We start from the raw sequence: 19,738 nt of genomic DNA, 5'->3' as shown, positions 1-19,738 counted from the left end.
GGGCCGAGGCTGGGCCGATGCAACCGGCCATCGAGACCGTCGACCTCGTAAAGGAGTACGGCGATCTACGCGCTCTGCAGGGACTGTCGTTGAGCGTCGACCAGGGCGAATTTTTCGGCCTGCTCGGGCCCAACGGGGCGGGCAAGACGACGTTCATCAACACGCTGGTCGGACTGGTCCGCAAAACCGGCGGCGAGGCGCGGGTCTTCGGCTACGACGTGGAGACCGACTACCGGCAGGCCCGCGATTCGATCGGTCTCGCCCCGCAGGAGTTTAACGTCGACCGGTTCTTTCCGATACGCGAAGTGTTGCAACATAAGGCCGGCTACCACGGTATCCCCGAGGACGAGGCCGCCGAGCGGGCCGACGAGGTTCTCAAACGGGTGGGCATCTACGACAAGCGAAACGAGCGCTTCGATTGGCTCTCCGGCGGCATGAAACGGCGGCTGTTGCTCGCTCGAGCGCTGGTAACGGACCCGGATCTGCTGATCCTGGACGAACCGACCGCGGGCGTGGACGTCCAACTGCGACACGACCTCTGGGAACTCGTCACCGAACTCAACGACGAGGGAACGACGATCCTGCTGACGACCCACTACATCGAGGAGGCCGAACGCCTCTGCGATCGGGTGGCGATCGTGAACGAGGGTCGGAAGGTAACCGTCGCGACGCCGGACGAACTGAAAGGGCGCGGCACCGACACCATCGCCGTCGCGCTCGAGTCGGCTCCCGCCAGCGCCCCCGATCTCGGGGGGTACGCCCACGAAACGACGGTCGCCGGCGACCGCCTCGAGGTCCGCGTCGACGACGGTGGTTCGACCGCACCGCGACTGCTCAACGATCTCGAGGCGAGGGGCTACGAGATCGTCGACCTCGAGATCGCTCGGACCTCGCTCGAGGAGATCTTCGTCGACCTGACCGAGCGCGACGACCGGACCGTCACCCGGTCCGAAGCGGAGGCCGGGAGCGACGGCGACGAACCGGACGCGGACCGGGAACGGAAGCGAAAGCGAAAACAGGAAGGGGTGGCCTGATGCTCTCGGTCGGGTTCCGCGCGCTCTTCCGACGCGAGGTATTGCGGTTCGTCCGCCGGCCAAAGAACACGTTCATGCCGCCGGCGATCACGAACGTCCTCTATTTCGCCGTCTTCGGGGTCATCCTCGGCAACCGGATCGATCAGATCGCGGGGTACGACTACATCCTCTTTATCGTGCCCGGGCTCGTCGTGCTGGGCGCGATTTCGAACGCCTTCGAGAACGCCTCGTTCTCGATCTTCCACGGCAGGTGGAACGAGTACATCCACGAGACGCTCACCTCGCCGCTCTCGTACGTCGAGATGGTCGTCGCGTACGTCGGTGCCAGTGCGGTACGGGGACTGATCGTCGGCGTCATCATCGCGATCATCGGGCGGCTGTTCGTTCCGATCAGTATGGAACACGGACTGTATCTCGTCGTCACGATGATCGTCATCACGGCGCTGTTCGCCGGACTCGGCATCATCGGCGGCCTCGTCGCTCGAGATTTCGACGACCTGACGGTGATGAATCAGTTCATCCTCCGGCCGCTGGTGTTCTTCGGCGCCGTCTTCTACTCGCTCGAGACGTTCGATCAGGCGTGGCAGGTGAACCTGTCCCTGGTGAACCCGATGGTCTACATGGTCGACAGCGTCAGGTACGGACTGCTCGGCCACTCCGATCTGATCGCGGTCGGCATCTTACCGGCCCCCTACGCCGACTTCGCACCGGTCGTCTCGCTCGGGGTGCTCGCGCTCGGGTGCGCACTCGTTCTGGCGGTCGACGTCTACCTGTTCAAGACCGGATACGGACTGACGGACTGACGGACTGACGGACTGACCGTCCGTATCGAATCCGATACCACGTCGAAGGCGTCGTGCTGGTTACGCCTCTCGCTCGGAGACCTTGACCAGTTGCTTGCCGATGTTTTCGCCTTCGAACAGCCCGAGGAACGCGTCCGGTGCGTTCTCGAAGCCGTCGACGACGTTCTCGCGGTAGCGGATTTCGTCCTCGCGAACGAACCGGGAGAGTCGCTGAAGCGCCTCGCCCCAGCGGTCCTGGTAGTCGCTGACGAGGAGCCCCTCGACTTTCGCTCGAGTCTGGATGAGCTGGGCGAGCTTTCGGGGGCCGGTCGGCACCTCGGTCGCGTTGTACAGCGCGATCTGACCGCAGACCGCGACCCGCGCGAAGTCGTTCAGCTGCGGCCAGACGGCGTCGGTGATGGGGCCGCCGACGTTGTCGAAGTAGACGTCGACGCCGTCGGGGCAGGCCTCGGCGACCGCGGTGGAGAGGTCGTCCGTTTGCTTGTAGTTGATCGCCGCGTCGAAGCCCAGTTCGTCCGTGAGCCAGTCGACTTTCTCCTCGCTGCCGGCGGTACCGACCACGCGCGTGCCGTTGATTCGGGCGAGCTGGCCGACGACGGAACCGACGGCACCCGCGGCCGCCGAGACGACGACGGTGTCGCCGGGGTTTGGATCGCCGACGTCCAGCAGGCCCCAGTAGGCGGTCACGCCGGGCATGCCGAGAACGCCGAGGGCGGTCGAAATCGGACCGAGGTCCGGATTCACTCTCTGGAGTTCGTCCGCGTCGGCGACCGCGTGTTCCGCCCAGAGGAGGTCGCCGGTCACGACGTCGCCAGCCTCGAACTCGTCGGCGTTCGACGCTACGACTTCGCCGACGACGCCGGCTTTCATCGGGTCGCCGACGTCCCACGGTTCGGCGTAGGATTCGGCATCGCGCATTCGTCCGCGCATGTAGGGGTCGACCGACTGATACAGCGTCTCGACGAGAACTTCGTCGTGACCGGGTTCGGGCCGGTCGACGGTGACGAGTTCGAAGTTTTCCATGGTCGGTTCACCGACGGGGCGGCTTGCGAGTTGCCACTGCCTCGTTTCTGCCATACTTTTCTATACTCCTATCCATAAATCAATGTTGGGCTCGCGGAACCTCTCGAAATCCAAGAGGAGAGTTCCTGTGGGACCGGTATTCGCAGTCCGATCGACGATGCGATAGACGGCGCGTCGGGGGCGATACGAGTCCCACCACAGGATCACACAGACCCGTGTCGATAGCGTTTTGCGGTTCGGAACGAAAGGCATCGGACAGCAATGCGCGAGTACCTCGAGTCCGATATCGGGTTTTACTACGCCGTCGGGGGATTCATGGTCGCGGTGTTCGTCCTCGGCATGGTGGCCGTCGCCGTGATCAATCCCGAGGGCGTCGGGACGATAGAACTCGTCGGACTCTCGGGTGGATTTTTGGTGTTCATCCTGGTGTACTTCATTTCCATCTCCGTCCAGCGACTCGAGGACGGAGATCGTACCTAAGGAATTAGACAATAACTCGAAAACCGGACGTATAGTCCCACATACTGGCCAATTCGGCAGATGTGTCGATTCGGAGGGTTTATGGGTGAGGGGCCGTTCTCTTTAGAAGCAATGGCGAAAGGAACCGTTGATTTCTTCAACGACACTGGCGGCTACGGATTCATCGAGACTGAGGACGCGGACGACGACGTGTTCTTCCACATGGAAGACATCGGCGGCCCGGACCTGGAAGAAGGACAGGAACTCGAGTTCGACATCGAGCAGGCCCCCAAGGGCCCGCGCGCGACGAACGTCGAGCGCCTGTAAGGCGAATTCGATACGGTATCGGCACTTGACTGCAGTATTTTACACCGCCCAGCGGTCGCGCCGGTGAGCGCGGAGTCCGCCGAGAATACAGTTATTCAGCAGTGACACGTATGCGAGATAATGACGGATCGTCCCGACGCAGTCACGTGGTCGCGCCGCGCGTCGGCATCGACGGTGGGTCGGTGCTGTCTGTACCTGCAGGTCGGTTTCGTCGGCGGGATAACGCTACTCGTGATCGTACTCGTAGTCGCGGCACTCGGTCTCACCGCCGTAGACGGTGCGTACGGACAACTCGCACTACTCGTCTTGTTCTTGCTGATCGGCGGGCCGTTCTCGTTGCTCTACGTGCTCCCACTGGTCGACGACGATACGGCTCGCTCCTCGATACGGACGTGGACGGACCGTGCCGGTTACGATCGGCTCCGCCCGCTCCCCGCAGCGGTGAGCGTCCTCGCCGGTGCAGTCACGATCGTTGGCTCCGGCGCGGTGTCTCCGGTGGCGCTGCTCGCACTGTTCCTCTCGATCCTGGCCGGGACGTCGATCGGCACGCAGCTGGTGACCTCTTGGGGCGAGATCGATCCCGAGGCGGGAACGGTTCGCGTGAACGACCAGTCGTTCGGTCTCGAGGAACTCGCGGCCGTCGGCGTCCACCGCCTACCCGGGACGGGGACCGTCGTTCTCCGTCTCTCGTACGCAACCAAGACGCGAGGGGTGACGGCACCGGGGTACGTCTCGATGCCCCGAGACGTCTACGAGGAAGCGAGACCGCTGCTCGAGGCCGCCACACGGGGGACGCAGCCGACGAGCCGACAGAGCCGGATCGAACGCGTCCTCCTCGTCGTCTTCGGCGTCGGCGCGCTCGTCGGTGCGGTCGGCGCTGCGGTCCTCGGATTCGAGCGCGGGGGCGACGCGCGCGTAATCCTCTCCTACGTCGCCCTGTTGGCCGGCTGCTTCGGGGTCGGGTTCCTCGCGCTGGCCGCTCCAGAACCGTGACGCCGTCGACCCGGATCGTTTTGTGGATCCGCGACCGACTGGAGACCATGACGGAGCCACTGGTCCGACGCGACGACGAGATCGAATACGAACCGGTCGAGGCCGCCGACGGCCTCGAGAAAGGCGTTCTGATCGCCGACGATCACGGCGCGCCGAACTTCGCGATCCGGCGGTTCGTCCTCGCGGCCGGCGGCGAGGTGCCGAAACACACGAACGACGTCGAACACGAACAGTACGTCCTCGCGGGCGAGTACACGGTCGGAATCGGCGACGAGGAACACGACGTCGAGGCGGGCGACTCGCTTCTCATTCCGGCCGGAACGGTCCACTGGTACCGAAACGAAGGCGACGAACCGGGCGCGTTCATCTGCGCCGTCCCGAACGGGAACGACGAAATCGAGCTGCTCGAGTGAACGTCACGAGCGGGTACTCGAACTGGGCGTGGGCTGCTTTCCGAGCGGACGACGCACGACCTTTTAGGCGCCCCTAAATCGCAACGACTAAACGTCTTTTAGGCGCTCCTAAAAGCAATGGGAGACGTGACGTCGGTCGGAGGACGCTCAGCCGCTCGAGAGCGGGAGGGATGGGTTACGGGAACCCTCGTCCTCTTTTGTCTGGCGAGTACGATCGTTACCGTCGTCGCCGGACTCGTCCAGATGAGTTTCGGCGAGTATTCGATGACGGTCGTCGAAACCTGGCACGCGGTCTTCAACCCCGCAGTCGTCTTCAACCTCGACGCGTGGTCGTCGTTCCTGCTCGGGACGGAAACGCCGGAGATGAGCACCGGGAGCATCGTCGTCTGGGAGCTCCGACTGCCGCGAGTACTGGTCGGAATCATTGCCGGTGCCACGCTTTCGATCTCCGGTGCGATCTTCCAGGCCGTGACGCGCAACGAGTTGGCGAGTCCGTTCGTGCTGGGCGTTAGCTCCGGCGCGGGATTCGCCGTCCTGGCGACGCTGATCGTCTTCAGCGGGCTCTCACAGTTGCTCCCGCTGATCGCGACCGTGGGGGGCGCGGTGGCATTTCTCATCGTCTACACGATCGCCTGGAAGGGCGGGACGAGTCCCGTCCGTCTCGTCCTCGCCGGGGTCATCGTCAACATGGTCTTCCAGTCGCTCCAGCAGGGGCTGTTCTTCTTCGCGGACGACATCGGCGTCGTCCAGACCGCGATCGCCTGGCTGACGGGATCGCTCACGGGGACCCGCTGGGACCAGGTCAGGATCGCACTCCTGCCGGCGCTGTTCTCGATCGCGATCGCGATCGGCGGAGCGCGACAGCTGAACGTCTTGATGCTCGGCGAACGGACCGCCCGATCGCTCGGAATGCGCGTCGAACGGACTCGGTTTCTCCTCTCGGTCGTCGCCATCCTGGCCGCGAGCGTCGCGATCGCCGTCGCCGGCATCGTCAGCTTCTTCGGCCTCGTCGTCCCGCACATCGTCCGGAACACCGTCGGCGGCGACTACCGACGGCTGATCGTCGGCTGTCTCTTCGCGGGGCCCGCGCTGATGGTCGTCGCGGACGTCGGCGCGCGCCTCGCGTTGCCCGGCGTCCAACTGCCGGTCGGTGTCGTCACCGGACTGGTCGGGGGCCCCTACTTCCTCTACCTGATGCGCACGCAGCAAACGATGGGTGAGCTATAATGGCACGCACACGGCACGACGCGAACGGAGAACCGGATCGCATAACCGACGAGGACGGCGTCGCCGTCGAGAGCGCGCTCGTAGGCGACGACCTCGAGTTGAGTTACCCGACGAGCGAGGAACCGATCGTCGAGTGTGCGCGCCTCGACGTTCCCGCGGAGGCGGTGACCGCCCTCGTCGGTCCGAACGGCTGCGGCAAGAGTACGCTGTTGAAGGCGCTCTCGAACCACCTCGAGCCCGATGCCGGAACGGTCCGGATCCACGGGGAGGACCTCGACTCGTTCGGTCGAAAGGAACTGGCGCGCGAACTGGGGATTCTCTCCCAGGAGAACGACTCGCTCGGGTCGATCACCGTGGAGGACCTCGTCTACCACGGTCGGTACCCCCACCGGGGGTTCTTCGACAGCGTGGACGACGGGGACCGCGAGGCGGTCGACCGCGCGCTCGAGCTGGCGGGTATCGAACACCTGCGGAACGCGGAACTCGGACAGCTGAGCGGCGGGCAGAAGCAACTGGCCTGGATCGCGATGGTACTCGCACAGGATACGGACGTCCTCCTGCTCGACGAGCCGACGACGTTTCTGGACGTCCACCATCAGTTCCGCGTCCTCGAAACGATTCGACAGCTCAACGTGCAGAAAGGGGTTACCGTGGCGGTCATCCTCCACGATATTTCCCAGGCGGCCCGCTTCGCGGATTACCTGATCGCGATGTGCGACGGCGAACTCTACGACTGGGGGCCGCCCGAAGAGGTCGTGACCGAACAGTTGCTCGCCGACGTCTTCGGTGTCGAGGCGTCGGTCGAATACGACCCTGAACTTCAGGTTTTGCCGCGGCGTTCCCTTCCGGATCGGTGAGTGAATCGGCCGATTCCGGAAGTGTTTAATACTTTTAAGCTGGCCTAAAACTCATGAGCGACCAACGGCTGTTGTCGAGACGAACCGTGCTTCGGACGAGCGGAGCGATCGCCGGCATGGGTGCCATGGCCGGCTGCATCGGCGACGGAGACAGCGGAAACGGCGGAAACGGCAGCGACTCCTCGAACGGTGGCCCGTATACGGTCTCGATGCCGCCGGTCGGCGAGGTCGAATTCGACGGCGTCCCGGAAACGTGGGCCGCCAACAACGGCAGCTGGGCCGACATGGGGATCGCACTCGGCCAGGAGCCGCCGGCGGCCGTCTACCTCACCGGACGCTATCACACGCAGTACTACGACGATATCCCCGACGTGAGCGTCGACGAGAGCGATACGAAGTCGCTGTGGGGCGACGAACTGACCGCGGAAGAGTTCCTGACGCTGAGCGAAGACGTGGACGTGTTCGTCAACGATCCGAACTTCATCATCGGACGGACCGACGACTGGGACCGGGACGACATCGATCGAATCGAGGCCACCGGAACGCCCTTCTTCGGCAACAGTATCTTTTCGACCGGCTACGAGTGGCACGACTACGAGTATCTGACGTTGCTGGAGGCGTTCGAGAAGCTATCACAGGTGTTTCAGGAGCAGGAACGGTACGACGCCTTCGAGAAAGTCCACGAGGACCTCCAGTCGAACGTCGCCGACATCGTCCCGCCGGAGGGACAGCGCCCGACCGTCGCCATCATGTGGGCGACCGCGGACGACATGGGCTCGTTCTCCCCGTACCTGATCGGCGAGGGGACGAGTTTCAAGCAGTGGCGCGACCTCGAGGTCGTCGACGCGTTCGCCGAAACGGACGTCCGCGACTTCCACAGCACCCGCGGTTCGGTCGGCTACGAGACGCTACTCGAGATCGATCCCGACATCATCCTCTTCCGCGGGCAGGAAGCGAAGAGCGCGTCGGAGTTCCAGGAGGCCGTCGTCTCGCAGATGGAATCCGACAGCGTCGCCAGCAAGCTGACCGCCGTCGAAAACGGCGACGTGTACCGCGGCGGTCCGCTCTACCAGGGACCGATCACGAACCTCGTCGTCACCGAACGAGCGGCCAAACAGGTCTACGGCGTCGAGAAAGCGCTCTACGACCGACAGCGGGTCGGCGACATCGTCAACGGCACCCTCTAAGCGATGGCGAAGACCGAACCGTCGGCCGGCGATCGTTCGGAGGTCCCGTTATCCGTACAGCCCGCGAGTACTGAGCCGACTACTGCTGTCCCGCCGTACGTCACGTACTCGCGACGCGTGGGACTCTGGGCGTTCACAGGATCGAATTGCATGTTTTTAGGCTCGCCTAAACAATAATAGGCGTTTCGATTTTTTGGATGGCCTAAAACTATGATTCGATCGGGACGGCGCCTCGTACTGCGGACACGTCGGAGGGCCCTGCTCGGGGAGCGAGCCCACGCTGCGGACACGCCCCGTCAGGTGGCGTGACCTGCTCGAGGACATCGTCCGTGGGCCCGCGAATCCCTTCGACGGTCCCGACCCCGTCGGGGTTCACGGTCGCCCGTCGCGCCCGTCGCGAACCGGTTGCGGCGCGTGCGCGCTCGACGACGAACGGTTCCGGGTCGTCTCGTAACCTGTCGAGTTCCGCCGTCGCGACCGTCGTCGCCCCCGGTCATCTCGAGCGGTGAGACCGGACGCTGAGAGGGGGCACCCGTGTCGAACGGACGCGGACGACTGCGAACCACCGACGAGAAATCAGCGAGTGTCTCGCGGCGAGGGCATCGGACGGCGATTACTCGGGGCTGGTCCAGTCGAACTCTCGAGCGGCCGCGGCCGATCCGCCTTCCGGGGTGGTCGCATCGTCGCTGGCGTCGACCGCGTCGTCGCCATCAGTCGCATCGTCGCTGACGCGGACCGCGTCGTCGTCGGGACCGGCCGTCTCGTCGACGTAATCGTCGGTCGCGGGGAGTTCGCGGACCCCGCCGATCGTCACGGGTTCGATTCCACTCGGACCCGACGGCTCGACCGAGACCTCGAACGACGAGAGCGCATCGGAGAGTTCCCGCGCCCGCTCGGACAACGAGGTCGCAGTGTGTGACACCGCGACGAGCGACGACGTCTGCTCTTCGGCGGCGGCGGCGACCGTCTCGGCCTCGGCGCTGGTCTCTTCGCTGATCGCCGTGACGTCCTCGGTCATCATCACGACCTCCTGTGTCGCCCCGGCCTGCTGTTGGGTCGCCGCAGAAATCTCCTGGACACCGTCGTTAGTCTCCTCGGCGAACGTCGAGATCTCCTCGAGCGCGTCGACGGTCGTCTCGACCGCACTGCGGTTGTCCACGATTCGATCGTTGGTCTCTCGGACCACGGCCGCGACCTGTTCGGTCTGGCGACGAACCCGATCGAGCCGATCCTCGATGTCCGTGGCCGCCTCCTGGGTATCCGAGGCGAGCGACTTGACCTGGTCCGCGACGGCGCTGAATTGCGCGTCCTCGGAACTCGAGCGTGCGGCCTCGATGCTCGCGTTGAGCGCCAACATGTTCGTCTGGGCCGACATCTCGCCGATGAACTCGAGGAGTTCGTCGATCGCCTCGATCTCGCCTTCGAGCCGATCGACTTCCGAGACGGCGTCGGTCGCTTCGCCCTCGATCGCGTTCATTCCGGCGATCGCACGCTGGGCCGCACGGCGGGCGTTCGTACTCGTCGCCGCGGTCCGTTCCGCGAGGATGGCGACCTCCGACGAGGTGGCGGCGATCTCCTCGGTCGTCGTCGAGAGTTCGTCGATTTCGTCGCTGATGGCCCCGAGCTGATCGCTCTGTCGCTCGGCACCGTCTGCGATCTGCTGTACGGACGTCGTCACCTGTTCGGAGGCCGATCGGACCCCGACGACGCCGTCAGCCGTCGACTCGGCGGCCTCGTCGACCGCGTCGGCGAAGGCCCGCGTCGCGGCCACCGTCGCCTCTATGTCGTCCATCATCGCGTTGAACGCCGCCGCAACCGTCTCCATCGCCTCGCTCTCTCCGTCCGGCTCGAGTCGCCGCGTGAGATCGCCGTCGGCGCAGGCGCGCATCGTCTCGCCGTATTCGTCGGCCGTCCGCACGAGGTGACTGGAGAACCGTTCCGACTCGGAGCGGGCCCGTTCGGCGTCGGTTCGCGCCGCCTCGGTCTCGGCGATGCGCTCGCGAAGTGACCGACGCATCCTGTCGATCGACCGATAGAGGTCGCCCAGTTCGTCGGACCGGCTCGACTCGAGGGAGCCCTCGAGGTCGCCGTTTTCGATGGCGGCCGCCCGCTCGGAGAGGTCCCGAAGCGAACTCGCCGTACTCCGACCGATAGAGGCGCCGAGCAAGACGAGACTGCCGAAGACGACGGCGAGCATCGCGAGGATCTGCCGTGAAATATCCGATTGGATCGAATAGACCTGGGACGCCGGAACGCGGGACGTCAGCGTCCAGCCCTCGTTCTCGAGCGACGCGAACCCGACGACGGTGTCGTCCGATCCGGTTTCGTCGTCGGACGCGAGCGTCGTCGTTCCGTCGTCCGCCGCGAGGGCCGCCGGATCGAAAACGTCGTCCCGAAGGAGCAGCGATCGATCCTCAGCGAGGACGACGCTGCCGCTCCGGTCGAGGACGACGACGTGATCGGAATCGCCCGGCACGTGGCTGACGGCGAGCATGGCGGGTCGACCGTCGCCGGTCTCGAACGGCTCGGAGAAGACGACCTGCGAACCGTCATCACTCGCGTTCGAGAGCTGTGCAGCGAGCGTGTCGCTGAATCGATCGTCGTCGTCGATGACCGCGTTCGTCCCGGCAGTCGCGTACACCTCGTCCGTCTCCGCGTCGACGTAGTACGCACCCTCGAATGCAACCCGATCGTTCATCCGGTGTAACGCATCGGTGATCGCGACTCGATCGTCGTTGCGAAACGCGACCGAGCGGGGAAGCGTTTCGAGATACCGTTCGGTCGATCGAAACCAGATATCGAGCCGGTTCGCGTCCTTCTGTGCGTCGCTGACGAGTTGAGCCTCGACGTCGGACCGGAGTTCGGTGCCCGTCTGCGCGTATATGTACCGCCGAACACCCCGACGACGAGAAAGACGACGGCGAGCGCGGAACCGAACCGGAGTGCATAGCTGCGACGAATGCCCGGAAGAGCCTCCCACGGATTGAGATCCATCGAGCGTGGAATTCGACCGCGCCGATATGTAAGTCGCTAAGAGTGTTACGTACGGCTATAGACCACATACAGGATCTGCGACAACTGGGGCCGGCTCGGTCACAGCAGCCCCGAGGAAACCGAGACGCGCGACAGCACGAGCAGCCCCCGGACGACGACCGGTCAACACCCCAGACGACGGCACGAGCGGGTCGTCCAAGCCGGCAGAAAACGTTCCGAGGACGGAACGAGGGAGGGCGCTGCCGGCCGACCCAGTCCGAACCGCTGAAATACCGTCCCCGCATACACTCGCGCGTGTCGAAGCAGGTTCCGCAGGTCGAAACGATCTTCTGTCACGAGACCGGTGACGACTACCTCGTCGTCGTCGAACGCGACGGACAGCGTCTCTTCCGTGCCAAGCTCGGACTGTCGGAAACCTCTGCCGGACCCCGCCCCGCGAAGTTCCGAATCAAAGACGGCTCGAGCGAGGAGCCACGCCAGCCCGACGAGTTCGTCGAACTCGCCCGCCGAGCCGAGCGGATCCGCATCTCCGAACAAACCTCGGCGGACGCACGCCGGGAACTCACGGAGATGTTCGCGGGCTACCAGCTCGAGGACAAGGCGAAAGCCGTCCGGACGTGCCGATACTGCGCCTCCGCGGGCCGGTACTCGCCGATCACCACCGAAACGGCCGTCAAAGACGACACCGACTGGATCTGCAAGGACTGCGCCCGACAGGAACTCGAGCGACAGCTCTCCTTTACCGGCGGCGGCGAGGTGACCGGCGCTGCGAAAGACCGTCTCGAGGACCTCATGCTCGAGGTACAGGACTTGCAACGCATCGTCAACCTGTTGAAAGGCCGCCTCGATCCCGACCTGACGAAGTTCGATACCATCTCGGCGACCGTCGACGAGGTCGATCCCGTCAGGACCGACTCGCTGTCCCTCCATCCCGGGCTCCAGAACCTGCTCGAGGATCGGTTCGATACCTTGCTCCCGGTCCAGAGCCTCTCGGTCGAGAACGGATTGTTCGACGGTGAGGACCAACTCGTCGTCTCGGCGACGGCGACCGGAAAGACGCTCGTCGGCGAGATGGCCGGTATCAACCGCGTCCTGAACGGAAAGGGGACGATGCTCTTTCTCGTCCCGCTGGTGGCGCTCGCAAACCAGAAGTACGAAGATTTCCAAGACGAATACGGCCACCTCGTCGACGTCTCAATCCGCGTCGGCGCGAGTCGGATCGCCGACAACGGGAACCAGTTCGATCCGAACGCCGACGTGATCGTCGGGACCTACGAGGGGATCGATCACGCGCTGCGGACGGGCAAGGACATGGGCGACATCGGGACCGTCGTCATCGACGAGGTTCACACGCTCAAAGAGGACGAGCGCGGCCACCGGCTCGACGGACTCATTTCGCGACTCAAGTACACGTGCGAGCAGCGGGCGGCGCGACGCGACGAGTATCAGGGCGCCCAGTGGATCTCCCTCTCGGCGACCGTCGGCAACCCCGAACAGCTCGCCGGGGCGCTCGAGTCGACCCTCATCGAGTTCGAGGAACGTCCGGTTCCGATCGAACGCCACGTCACCTTCGCGGACGGCCAAGAGAAAGTCCGCGTCGAGAACAAACTCGTCAAACGCGAGTTCGACACCGAATCCTCGAAGGGGTATCGCGGGCAGACGATCATCTTCACGAACTCGCGGCGGCGCTGTCACGAGATCAGCCGGAAACTCGACTATTCCGCGGCGCCGTACCACGCCGGCCTGGACTACAAACGCCGGAAGGAAGTCGAGCGCAAGTTCGGCGAACAGGAACTATCGGCGGTCGTCACGACCGCCGCGCTGGCCGCGGGTGTCGACTTTCCCGCCTCCCAGGTCATCTTCGACTCGCTGGCGATGGGCATCGAGTGGCTCTCGGTCCAGGAGTTCCACCAGATGCTGGGCCGAGCGGGTCGGCCGGACTACCACGACGACGGGACGGTGTACGTTCTCGTCGAACCGGACTGTACGTACCACAACTCGATGGAGATGACGGAAGACGAAGTCGCGTTCACGTTGCTCAAAGGCGAGATGGAGTCGGTGATGACCCACTACGACGAGGCCGCGGCCGTCGAGGAGACGCTCGCGAACATCACGGTTGGCGGGAAAGCCGCGAAGGCGCTCAACGACCGAATGATCGGCGACGTCCCCACCAAGCACGCCATCGGAAAACTACTCCAGTACGACTTCATCGACGGCTTCGAACCGACGCCGCTCGGCCGGGTCGTCACCGAGCACTTCCTCGCACCCGGCGAGGCGTTCACCCTCGTCGACGGCATCCGGAAGGACGCCCACCCCTACGAACTCGTCGCGGACCTCGAACTCCGAGACGAAGAGTTATAATGTACCGAGCGATTCGTAACGGTAACTACCACTAAACGGGCACAGAGAGGCCGCAAGCGCCATATCGATGTGTCGACGGCCGGAACGATAAAGGACGAGAGGAGTCAAGTAGTGTCCAACACGGGGACGAAGTCCCGCTACCCGTCACTATGGACCCGATTACGCCAGCCGCCATCGATCCACCGGCGAACGTCCTGCTCGTCCACCCGAAACAAACGGAGCCGGACGCCTGCACGGAGCTTTGCCACACCGACGTCGAGACGGCCCGCCTCTCTGTCACCTTCGCGAACGAAGAGCCCGACTGTCCGGACGAGACAGCAGTCGACGGCACGTTCGGGCAGCTGACGATTGGGAACGTGCTGACCGACGACGCCGGCGATTCGGTGCCCGACTACTCCCGGACGGTCGTCACCGACTCGGTGACCGACCCGACGGACCTCTCCGAAATCGGCGTCGCGATCAGCCGCTTCTGTAAACACTGGTCCGAATCCGACGAGGAAATTTCGGTCTGTTTCGACTCGCTCGACACCCTCCTCCGCCACACGTCTCCCAAAGAAGTCGTCCAGTTCGCACACGTCCTCACGAACCGGCTCTCGAGCGTCGACGCGTACGCGCACTTCCACTTCGATCCGACGCGCCACGAGGACCGCGTCGTGTCGACGTTCGGAACGATCTTCGACGCCGTGGTCGCGGACGATACCGCCGACGAGTCACTCCCCGAAGCGACCGACGAAGAGGTCGCCTCCATCCTCGCCGAGTGGGAAGACGAGCCGTCGATCGACATCGAACCGGACGCGCGGTCGGAGGCGACAGACGAGGAGATCGCACAGGTTTTCGGCAAGTAACGACGCTCGCGACAGGTTGCGTATCGAACGCCCGCCTCACAGGACCAACGCGACTTCGAACAGCGACAGCAAAACGACGAGCAGCGACCCCGGAACGCCGCCGATCGCGACGACGGCGATCACGATCGGCGTCACCGCCACCGCGACGCCGAAGACGACGTGTGCCACGTACAACACCACGAGCCCCGCCACCGCGTTGACGATGAACGGCCGGGCAGTCTGCACGATCCGTGCCGCACCCAGTACGACGACGAGGACGAGGATCAAAAGGAGCACCTCGAGACCGGTCATATCGAGCGCTATCACGGCATCGGTCAAAACCGTTCGGCCGGCAGCCGGTGATCACCGTTCTCGCCCGACGGGCGAAACCCGCGGACGGAGTCGGTCGCGAGGATAACGAAATGCTTTATGGCGTCGGGCCGGAAGCGGGTGTACGGGATCGTGGGTTAGCTTGGTATACTTCGGGCCTTGGGTGCCCGTGACCCCGGTTCAAATCCGGGCGATCCCATCCTCTTATAAGGCGAAATCAGGCTGATTATAAACCAGCTACGGCCATCTCTCGCCGCAACGCGGGGTGGTCGCGGTGAGCCGTACCGTCGAACTCGAGCCACCAGTCTGCGAGTTCTGTGGGTGCTACATCCTCGGGGATGAACAGCCCTGCCCCGCGCTTGAGGACGGGAGGTGTCAGCCATGACGGTCCCCGCTGCCCGGCAGTGTACGCACAGCGGGTGCAGCCGTGAAGCCACGAACCCAACAGACCCCGTCCCGGTTTGTGACGATCATCTCGAAGCGATTCGTGACGGGAGAGACGTCGAAGATGAGAAGAGCGATAGTGACGCGGATCACGCTGAATTTGCCGGTGAATGGGGTGACGCGGACGTCGCGAACCCGGAACGCGACGTCTGTCCAGACGAACCGCTCGAGCGCGAGCAGTGGATGGGACGTGCCGGCAAGAGTGGAAAACAGCCGTTCGCACCGTGGGGTGACGAGAACGCCCTCGTCGAGTTCCTCGAGTCCGGGTTTCACGACCCGTCGCCACCACGCCCTTCTGTATCCATTGCCGGCACCTATCTTGCCGAGAGTGGCGTTTGAGTCGTACCCGAGGGGATACTGTGGCATCACACTACTGAGAGCCCTGAACGTACTTATCGAATCCGCGGGAACCGACTGAACAGCAAATCAACGATCGAATGGCCGAACTCGAAGCGAGACAGCCCAAGCCGAGTGTCACTATGGAACGTCGATGGAAACCAGAGTCCGCCCGGGGGGAGTCGACCGGCGTGACGAACTGCCGGAGCTGTACGACAGGCCATATTCGTCAACCCATGCCAAAAATTTACGTATGTCCATTCAAAATGTCGTTTTTGCTTCCGAGGAAATCCTCCTTAGCTGGGTGTGAGCCTGAAAGACGTTTAACGTGGTCTTTTGAAGGAACTTCCTCTGAGATAAGCTCTAGGCGTTTATTTCCCGTGTATTTTGCTTTCACCCATTCACCAACCAATTCAGCATCCACATTTTGGACATATCCGTTTCCATCAGGCCCCTTTACGACACCCGAATTGCCGGAGAGGTACTCAATTTTCACGATATGCGTGTTCCCTTTCTTGAACCCGTTCATAGATGCCGATAATGCATACGTCCTGAAAATTATTTCCCCGAGAGGCCTAAACTAACACGACCAGGTAAATCAGTAGCCAACGGATTCCCGCTAATTCTCCGTTCTCTCCATAGAGGTGTATCCACAACCGTGTTTTCGACCCACAAGTGAAAGGTCAAAGCCGATAGAACCGGGTTCCTCACCACGAGTGTTATGTCTGTACCTCTCTCCGAAGTGTGGCTCTGCGGCTCGGGTGTGGAGCTAAGGGAACGTCAGGACAGACAAAACGCCGATCCCACCGTCGGCACGGTGTGGTTCGACATCGAATCACGACAGAATTAGTAGTCAACTACTTTTATACCATATCGGTTTCTGATTAGAAATATGAGGCGACGCAATTATCTCGTTGCGTGTGTTGGTACAACGGCTGCTGGCTGTGCGTCGAATACCGACAGCGATGGTGGGAACGGAAACAGCAACGAGAGCGATGGTAACGATTCCGGGAGTGAAGACGGAGACACTGCCTCAAAGATAGCCACGCGCTCGCTGATCGACGAGACAATCTACACGAAGCAGAGAATCCCATTCAAGATGTCGGAGGGCGACGTTCTCCACATCTCAGTCGACCTCGAGCGGGGAAGAATCTGCCTCGTCGACGTTGCGAACGTGACCGAAGGCGAGTCGATCTTCGTCGGGAAGGTCAGGACTGAAGATGAGTTCGAGATCGATGCAACCGGAGATGGCGAGTATCTGTTGACGTTCCAGGCCCACGACAGGGCAGCGGTGAGCGCGGTTGTTGAGGAAACAGAGTAACAGCAGCCTCCAAGAACCGACTATACTGAGACACGAGGAACCGGATTCTCGCTCTGTACAGGAGACACGCTTACCGAAGACCTCGAAGATTGTTGTTTTTCGAGGCGACCACATCCTCGGAGCCATCCACGTTACCAAGTTGGGCCATCTTGTGTTTCGAGGGGCCGTGCCGAACTTTCTCGAGTACTTCCGCAACGAGATACCAGTTGGTCACTTTGGTGACTTTCACTTCGAAAACCGAGCCGAAATCAACGTCGCCATGCATATGAACATGAACACTTCCAAATAGTCCAAATCCATCCGCGACGCTACCCTTCCTTTCGGGAATAACATGAAAGCAGTCTCCGACGTTAAAATCTTCTAAACTATGCGACTGTGCGGACAAGTCCCTGAAATCCTTCATGGTGGGTTTTCATTCAACTATATTCTCTCCTCCAATATATTTCCCGGTCAGTACGGATGTGTTCAAGGGAGGCGCCCGCGACTACGTCGAGATCGATCCCTAACTCGCGAATTGTGAGCGAACCCATAATTCGAGAGTTCGTTCTAATCTCGGACGAGGAGCGGCTGCCCGTTTTCACCGAGGGCTTCGATGATTTTTCGCTCGAAGTCCGCAAAGCTTTCCGCAGTCTCGCTACCCTTGTTAATCTGAGACATTTGAGCATTGCCCGCTTTCCGGGTTTTCTCGATCAGGCCCAACTCGAGCAAATCGTCGATGTGCCGATAGACGGTCGACCGACCGATATCGGCCAGTCGGGCGATGTCGGTCATATTGTAATCTCGGTCAGGGTCCGCCAATAAGGCGAGCAGGATGCAGGTCTTCGGATGGACACCAAGAACCGTTATCACGGCGCTCCCCCCGGTCCGAGTTCTTCCGTTTCGTTCCCATCTTCGATGTCGGTCCGGCTCATTGCATTCGAAACAAAGCAGTGGTGGACAACAGCATGTTGGCTTCGGCCGCACTGATGAGTTAACGACCGACATTACTGTTGCGGTAGAACACAGTCTTGTGTGATTGGAGCGTGTATGGAGAATACGAAGGTGGAAATGAGCGGGCTAAAAGGGCAGACAGACGTGCATTTTCACGTTCTTCTTTGGTCCGATTCCTCCGGGAGTAGTTCGTCCTCGATTGTCTCAGTCTCCTCTCGGACGTGGACTCGATCGCGATACATCTGCTGATCGTCGACATCGATCCAGATGCGTTCCCTCTCTAAAACGCGAGCGTCAGGGTCGAAATCGTGATCGTCCGATCCGATGCGACCTTCTGAATGCATAATGAAGCGCCGAGTCGTCCCGTCTGCGTAGTGTCGGACTCGTATCGTCCACCTGTCTCCCCAGAGATCGCGACCGATCCGCTCGAGGATGTCACGCTCATCGGCACTCTCCGAGGTTTCGATATATTCAAGCAAGTTGTTTTGTGGCATTACCCTATAGTACTGTATTATACGAAAGATCTCTAAAATGTAGTACCCTCGAGTTCTTCACTCGAACCGCAAAGCCACACGTCGAGAATAGAGAGACAGACAGAGCACTCGAGGAACCCGGTTCTGTTGGCTTGAACTTTCGCTCGAGGGACGGAAACACGGTCGTAGGGGCGTCGATGGCAGATAAACAGATATCTATTACCAGTCCCGACAATGGCTGGAGACCTGCAGAAACTACAGGGGGTAACTATTCTGTAGACCTGCCGTTACTGAAGAATGGTTGTCCGAGTCTGTTTTCCTAATCTGAGGGAGACGCACCGGCTGGTGCCTAGATACCAGATGCATGAGTTCCACCCACTGTGAACATAGTTGGCATGAGTATCATGTACACTGATAACTTCCCCCTTCCGTAGCGAATGCCCACCAAGCCGATTCATCGTGCTCGGTGCACTCGAGAGTTCACGAACGATCCCCTACTGAGTCTCTAAACGTAGTTGTTCGTGATCCCGACGTCTATCGACGTTGTACCTGCCGACGCTCTTTTCTTCCTCGATGACGTCCAACTCCAGTCCAAGCGTTTCTTCCAGTTCGGACGCGTCCGCCGAACGAATTTCGGCACCTATCCACGGCGTGAAATCCCGCGCTTCGTCCGCCCAATACTCACGCACTTCCTGCGACTCGAGTGAGCCGAACGCCGGCATACCTGAGATCACTCTTCGGAGCCTCAAAAATATAAATCACGAACCGTTCGTATCGATCCGGAAGTCGACAGTGTTACAGTTCTTTCAGTCGCGATTCGAGTTCTTCCCCGGCCTCGAGGGCCCTTCCGTGATCGGGATTGAGGTCGAAGCCGACGAGGGTGGCCGCACCGGCGAGGACAACGGCGTTGTCGAGGCTGAAGTAGAGCACTCCGACTTTGTCGACTTCGCCCCGAACTGACGTGTCGCCAACGTCAGGGTCCCCAGGATCGACCATCTCACGCCGTCCGAAATCCTCGACAGCCGATTCTGCGGCGTTGCCGTCTTCGAGGATACCGACCGCCGCCATCACGAAGTAAAACCCGTCATCGTCCTCTTTTTCGAACGTCTTCGGGTTATAGGGGACTTCGTTAGTGTCGAACCCGAGATCCCACTCATCCTCGTCGTCTTCGCTCTCGTTACTACTGTTCCCGACGCCCCCCTCAGAGCCCTCCGCTTCCGATTCTTCCCACCCGTCGCCGAACCAGGAGGCCTCGAACATCACGTCTCGTTCGTCGCCCTTCTCGAATCTGGGTCCGCCGATAGCGCCGCTTATGCTACTGGTACAGCCGGCGAGCGCCGCCATCGTTACTCCCCCAATTCCCGTGATTGCCTTTCGTCGCGTCGTGTTCTTCATTGGTTGC

The 19,738-nt window shown here is 62.0% G+C and carries 22 protein-coding genes, 1 tRNA gene and 1 pseudogene; 13 read left to right on the top strand and 11 right to left on the bottom strand.

Annotation, left to right across the window (positions count from 1 at the left end; all coding sequences use genetic code 11):
• Nucleotides 1–17 precede the first annotated feature (17 nt).
• On the top strand, nucleotides 18–1,034 hold the full coding sequence (locus NJT13_RS13065) for an ABC transporter ATP-binding protein (RefSeq protein ID WP_254522069.1): 1,017 nt from the start codon (nucleotides 18–20) through the stop codon (nucleotides 1,032–1,034).
• Nucleotides 1,034–1,837, top strand: a complete 804-nt coding sequence (locus NJT13_RS13060) for an ABC transporter permease (protein ID WP_254522068.1) — start codon at nucleotides 1,034–1,036, stop codon at nucleotides 1,835–1,837. The genes NJT13_RS13065 and NJT13_RS13060 overlap by 1 nt, the downstream gene beginning before the upstream one ends.
• Nucleotides 1,838–1,897: 60 nt before the next feature.
• Here NJT13_RS13060 and NJT13_RS13055 read toward each other — a convergent pair whose 3' ends face one another.
• Nucleotides 1,898–2,914: an NADP-dependent oxidoreductase gene (locus tag NJT13_RS13055; protein WP_254522067.1), complete on the bottom strand. Its 1,017-nt coding sequence runs from the start codon at nucleotides 2,912–2,914 to the stop codon at nucleotides 1,898–1,900.
• A 207-nt stretch (nucleotides 2,915–3,121) separates the two neighbouring features.
• Between NJT13_RS13055 and NJT13_RS13050 the strand changes: the two genes are divergently transcribed.
• The 7 genes from NJT13_RS13050 to NJT13_RS13020 all read left to right on the top strand — a co-directional run bounded on the left by NJT13_RS13050 (nucleotide 3,122) and on the right by NJT13_RS13020 (nucleotide 8,323).
• Complete coding sequence (locus tag NJT13_RS13050) at nucleotides 3,122–3,340, top strand: hypothetical protein (RefSeq protein ID WP_254522066.1); 219 nt, start codon at nucleotides 3,122–3,124, stop codon at nucleotides 3,338–3,340.
• Between the two features lie 111 nt (nucleotides 3,341–3,451).
• Nucleotides 3,452–3,646, top strand: a complete 195-nt coding sequence (locus NJT13_RS13045) for a cold-shock protein (RefSeq protein ID WP_005554588.1) — start codon at nucleotides 3,452–3,454, stop codon at nucleotides 3,644–3,646.
• A gap of 120 nt (nucleotides 3,647–3,766) precedes the next feature.
• Nucleotides 3,767–4,639 (top strand): hypothetical protein, encoded by an 873-nt coding sequence (locus tag NJT13_RS13040; RefSeq protein ID WP_254522065.1) that lies wholly within the window; start codon nucleotides 3,767–3,769, stop codon nucleotides 4,637–4,639.
• Nucleotides 4,640–4,686: 47 nt separating this feature from the next.
• On the top strand, nucleotides 4,687–5,052 hold the full coding sequence (locus NJT13_RS13035; RefSeq protein ID WP_254522064.1) for a cupin domain-containing protein: 366 nt from the start codon (nucleotides 4,687–4,689) through the stop codon (nucleotides 5,050–5,052).
• Between the two features lie 117 nt (nucleotides 5,053–5,169).
• Nucleotides 5,170–6,279 (top strand): FecCD family ABC transporter permease, encoded by a 1,110-nt coding sequence (locus NJT13_RS13030; protein ID WP_254522063.1) that lies wholly within the window; start codon nucleotides 5,170–5,172, stop codon nucleotides 6,277–6,279.
• Nucleotides 6,279–7,136, top strand: coding sequence for an ABC transporter ATP-binding protein (locus tag NJT13_RS13025; RefSeq protein ID WP_254522062.1), 858 nt, complete (start codon nucleotides 6,279–6,281; stop codon nucleotides 7,134–7,136). The genes NJT13_RS13030 and NJT13_RS13025 overlap by 1 nt, the downstream gene beginning before the upstream one ends.
• A gap of 53 nt (nucleotides 7,137–7,189) precedes the next feature.
• Nucleotides 7,190–8,323, top strand: coding sequence for an ABC transporter substrate-binding protein (locus NJT13_RS13020; protein WP_254522061.1), 1,134 nt, complete (start codon nucleotides 7,190–7,192; stop codon nucleotides 8,321–8,323).
• Here the strand turns inward: NJT13_RS13020 and NJT13_RS13015 are convergent.
• Nucleotides 8,320–8,475, bottom strand: coding sequence for a hypothetical protein (locus tag NJT13_RS13015; protein ID WP_254522060.1), 156 nt, complete (start codon nucleotides 8,473–8,475; stop codon nucleotides 8,320–8,322). The genes NJT13_RS13020 and NJT13_RS13015 overlap by 4 nt on opposite strands.
• A gap of 461 nt (nucleotides 8,476–8,936) precedes the next feature.
• Nucleotides 8,937–11,317 (bottom strand): annotated as a pseudogene (locus NJT13_RS13010) (methyl-accepting chemotaxis protein).
• A gap of 294 nt (nucleotides 11,318–11,611) precedes the next feature.
• On the opposite strand from NJT13_RS13010, the gene NJT13_RS13005 reads away from it, so the two are divergent.
• Together NJT13_RS13005 and NJT13_RS13000 are read left to right on the top strand one after the other, a co-directional pair.
• Entirely contained in the window at nucleotides 11,612–13,678 is a 2,067-nt protein-coding gene (locus tag NJT13_RS13005) for a DEAD/DEAH box helicase (RefSeq protein ID WP_254522059.1), read from the top strand.
• Between the two features lie 149 nt (nucleotides 13,679–13,827).
• The gene (locus NJT13_RS13000) at nucleotides 13,828–14,523 is read left to right on the top strand and encodes a DUF7504 family protein (RefSeq protein ID WP_254522058.1); all 696 of its coding nucleotides are present in this window, start codon (nucleotides 13,828–13,830) and stop codon (nucleotides 14,521–14,523) included.
• 36 nt (nucleotides 14,524–14,559) lie between these two features.
• Here NJT13_RS13000 and NJT13_RS12995 read toward each other — a convergent pair whose 3' ends face one another.
• Nucleotides 14,560–14,814 carry a pro-sigmaK processing inhibitor BofA family protein gene (locus tag NJT13_RS12995; RefSeq protein ID WP_254522056.1) on the bottom strand — a complete coding sequence of 85 codons (255 nt, stop codon included), beginning with the start codon at nucleotides 14,812–14,814 and terminating at the stop codon, nucleotides 14,560–14,562.
• Nucleotides 14,815–14,958: 144 nt separating this feature from the next.
• Here NJT13_RS12995 and NJT13_RS12990 point away from each other — a divergent pair.
• Nucleotides 14,959–15,031, top strand: a tRNA-Pro gene (locus NJT13_RS12990).
• 176 nt (nucleotides 15,032–15,207) lie between these two features.
• On the opposite strand, the gene NJT13_RS12985 is transcribed toward NJT13_RS12990, so the two are convergent.
• On the bottom strand, nucleotides 15,208–15,549 hold the full coding sequence (locus NJT13_RS12985) for a hypothetical protein (RefSeq protein WP_254522054.1): 342 nt from the start codon (nucleotides 15,547–15,549) through the stop codon (nucleotides 15,208–15,210).
• A gap of 310 nt (nucleotides 15,550–15,859) precedes the next feature.
• Nucleotides 15,860–16,141 (bottom strand): hypothetical protein, encoded by a 282-nt coding sequence (locus NJT13_RS12980; protein ID WP_254522053.1) that lies wholly within the window; start codon nucleotides 16,139–16,141, stop codon nucleotides 15,860–15,862.
• Between the two features lie 363 nt (nucleotides 16,142–16,504).
• Between NJT13_RS12980 and NJT13_RS12975 the strand changes: the two genes are divergently transcribed.
• Nucleotides 16,505–16,933 (top strand): hypothetical protein, encoded by a 429-nt coding sequence (locus NJT13_RS12975; protein ID WP_254522052.1) that lies wholly within the window; start codon nucleotides 16,505–16,507, stop codon nucleotides 16,931–16,933.
• A gap of 70 nt (nucleotides 16,934–17,003) precedes the next feature.
• Here NJT13_RS12975 and NJT13_RS12970 read toward each other — a convergent pair whose 3' ends face one another.
• The 5 genes from NJT13_RS12970 to NJT13_RS12950 form a co-directional block, all read right to left on the bottom strand.
• On the bottom strand, nucleotides 17,004–17,198 hold the full coding sequence (locus tag NJT13_RS12970) for a hypothetical protein (RefSeq protein WP_254522051.1): 195 nt from the start codon (nucleotides 17,196–17,198) through the stop codon (nucleotides 17,004–17,006).
• A 281-nt stretch (nucleotides 17,199–17,479) separates the two neighbouring features.
• Entirely contained in the window at nucleotides 17,480–17,917 is a 438-nt protein-coding gene (locus tag NJT13_RS23200) for a winged helix-turn-helix domain-containing protein (RefSeq protein ID WP_256549395.1), read from the bottom strand.
• Between the two features lie 98 nt (nucleotides 17,918–18,015).
• Nucleotides 18,016–18,357, bottom strand: a complete 342-nt coding sequence (locus NJT13_RS12960; RefSeq protein ID WP_254522049.1) for a hypothetical protein — start codon at nucleotides 18,355–18,357, stop codon at nucleotides 18,016–18,018.
• Between the two features lie 473 nt (nucleotides 18,358–18,830).
• Complete coding sequence (locus tag NJT13_RS12955; RefSeq protein WP_254522048.1) at nucleotides 18,831–19,058, bottom strand: hypothetical protein; 228 nt, start codon at nucleotides 19,056–19,058, stop codon at nucleotides 18,831–18,833.
• 73 nt (nucleotides 19,059–19,131) lie between these two features.
• Complete coding sequence (locus NJT13_RS12950; RefSeq protein WP_254522047.1) at nucleotides 19,132–19,731, bottom strand: hypothetical protein; 600 nt, start codon at nucleotides 19,729–19,731, stop codon at nucleotides 19,132–19,134.
• Nucleotides 19,732–19,738 lie beyond the last annotated feature (7 nt).

It is taken from the genome of Natrinema caseinilyticum (assembly GCF_024227435.1).
In the GTDB taxonomy this organism is placed as follows: Archaea; Halobacteriota; Halobacteria; order Halobacteriales; family Natrialbaceae; genus Natrinema; species Natrinema caseinilyticum.
The sequence above is the reverse complement of the archived record's forward strand: the minus strand, read 5'-3'. Positions and strand labels throughout refer to the sequence as shown.

Coding starts and splice junctions, on each gene's coding strand:
- NJT13_RS12995 (WP_254522056.1), bottom strand. CDS start 14,814: ATGACCGGTCTCGAGGTGCTCCTTTTGATCCTCGTCCTCGTCGTCGTA.
- NJT13_RS13065 (WP_254522069.1), top strand. CDS start 18: ATGCAACCGGCCATCGAGACCGTCGACCTCGTAAAGGAGTACGGCGAT.
- NJT13_RS12975 (WP_254522052.1), top strand. CDS start 16,505: ATGAGGCGACGCAATTATCTCGTTGCGTGTGTTGGTACAACGGCTGCT.
- NJT13_RS12980 (WP_254522053.1), bottom strand. CDS start 16,141: ATGAACGGGTTCAAGAAAGGGAACACGCATATCGTGAAAATTGAGTAC.
- NJT13_RS13025 (WP_254522062.1), top strand. CDS start 6,279: ATGGCACGCACACGGCACGACGCGAACGGAGAACCGGATCGCATAACC.
- NJT13_RS13055 (WP_254522067.1), bottom strand. CDS start 2,914: ATGGCAGAAACGAGGCAGTGGCAACTCGCAAGCCGCCCCGTCGGTGAA.
- NJT13_RS12970 (WP_254522051.1), bottom strand. CDS start 17,198: ATGCATGGCGACGTTGATTTCGGCTCGGTTTTCGAAGTGAAAGTCACC.
- NJT13_RS13040 (WP_254522065.1), top strand. CDS start 3,767: ATGACGGATCGTCCCGACGCAGTCACGTGGTCGCGCCGCGCGTCGGCA.
- NJT13_RS13015 (WP_254522060.1), bottom strand. CDS start 8,475: ATGCAATTCGATCCTGTGAACGCCCAGAGTCCCACGCGTCGCGAGTAC.
- NJT13_RS23200 (WP_256549395.1), bottom strand. CDS start 17,917: ATGTCGGTCGTTAACTCATCAGTGCGGCCGAAGCCAACATGCTGTTGT.
- NJT13_RS13020 (WP_254522061.1), top strand. CDS start 7,190: ATGAGCGACCAACGGCTGTTGTCGAGACGAACCGTGCTTCGGACGAGC.
- NJT13_RS13050 (WP_254522066.1), top strand. CDS start 3,122: ATGCGCGAGTACCTCGAGTCCGATATCGGGTTTTACTACGCCGTCGGG.
- NJT13_RS12960 (WP_254522049.1), bottom strand. CDS start 18,357: ATGCCACAAAACAACTTGCTTGAATATATCGAAACCTCGGAGAGTGCC.
- NJT13_RS13000 (WP_254522058.1), top strand. CDS start 13,828: ATGGACCCGATTACGCCAGCCGCCATCGATCCACCGGCGAACGTCCTG.
- NJT13_RS13060 (WP_254522068.1), top strand. CDS start 1,034: ATGCTCTCGGTCGGGTTCCGCGCGCTCTTCCGACGCGAGGTATTGCGG.
- NJT13_RS12955 (WP_254522048.1), bottom strand. CDS start 19,058: ATGCCGGCGTTCGGCTCACTCGAGTCGCAGGAAGTGCGTGAGTATTGG.
- NJT13_RS13035 (WP_254522064.1), top strand. CDS start 4,687: ATGACGGAGCCACTGGTCCGACGCGACGACGAGATCGAATACGAACCG.
- NJT13_RS13045 (WP_005554588.1), top strand. CDS start 3,452: ATGGCGAAAGGAACCGTTGATTTCTTCAACGACACTGGCGGCTACGGA.
- NJT13_RS12950 (WP_254522047.1), bottom strand. CDS start 19,731: ATGAAGAACACGACGCGACGAAAGGCAATCACGGGAATTGGGGGAGTA.
- NJT13_RS13030 (WP_254522063.1), top strand. CDS start 5,170: ATGGGAGACGTGACGTCGGTCGGAGGACGCTCAGCCGCTCGAGAGCGG.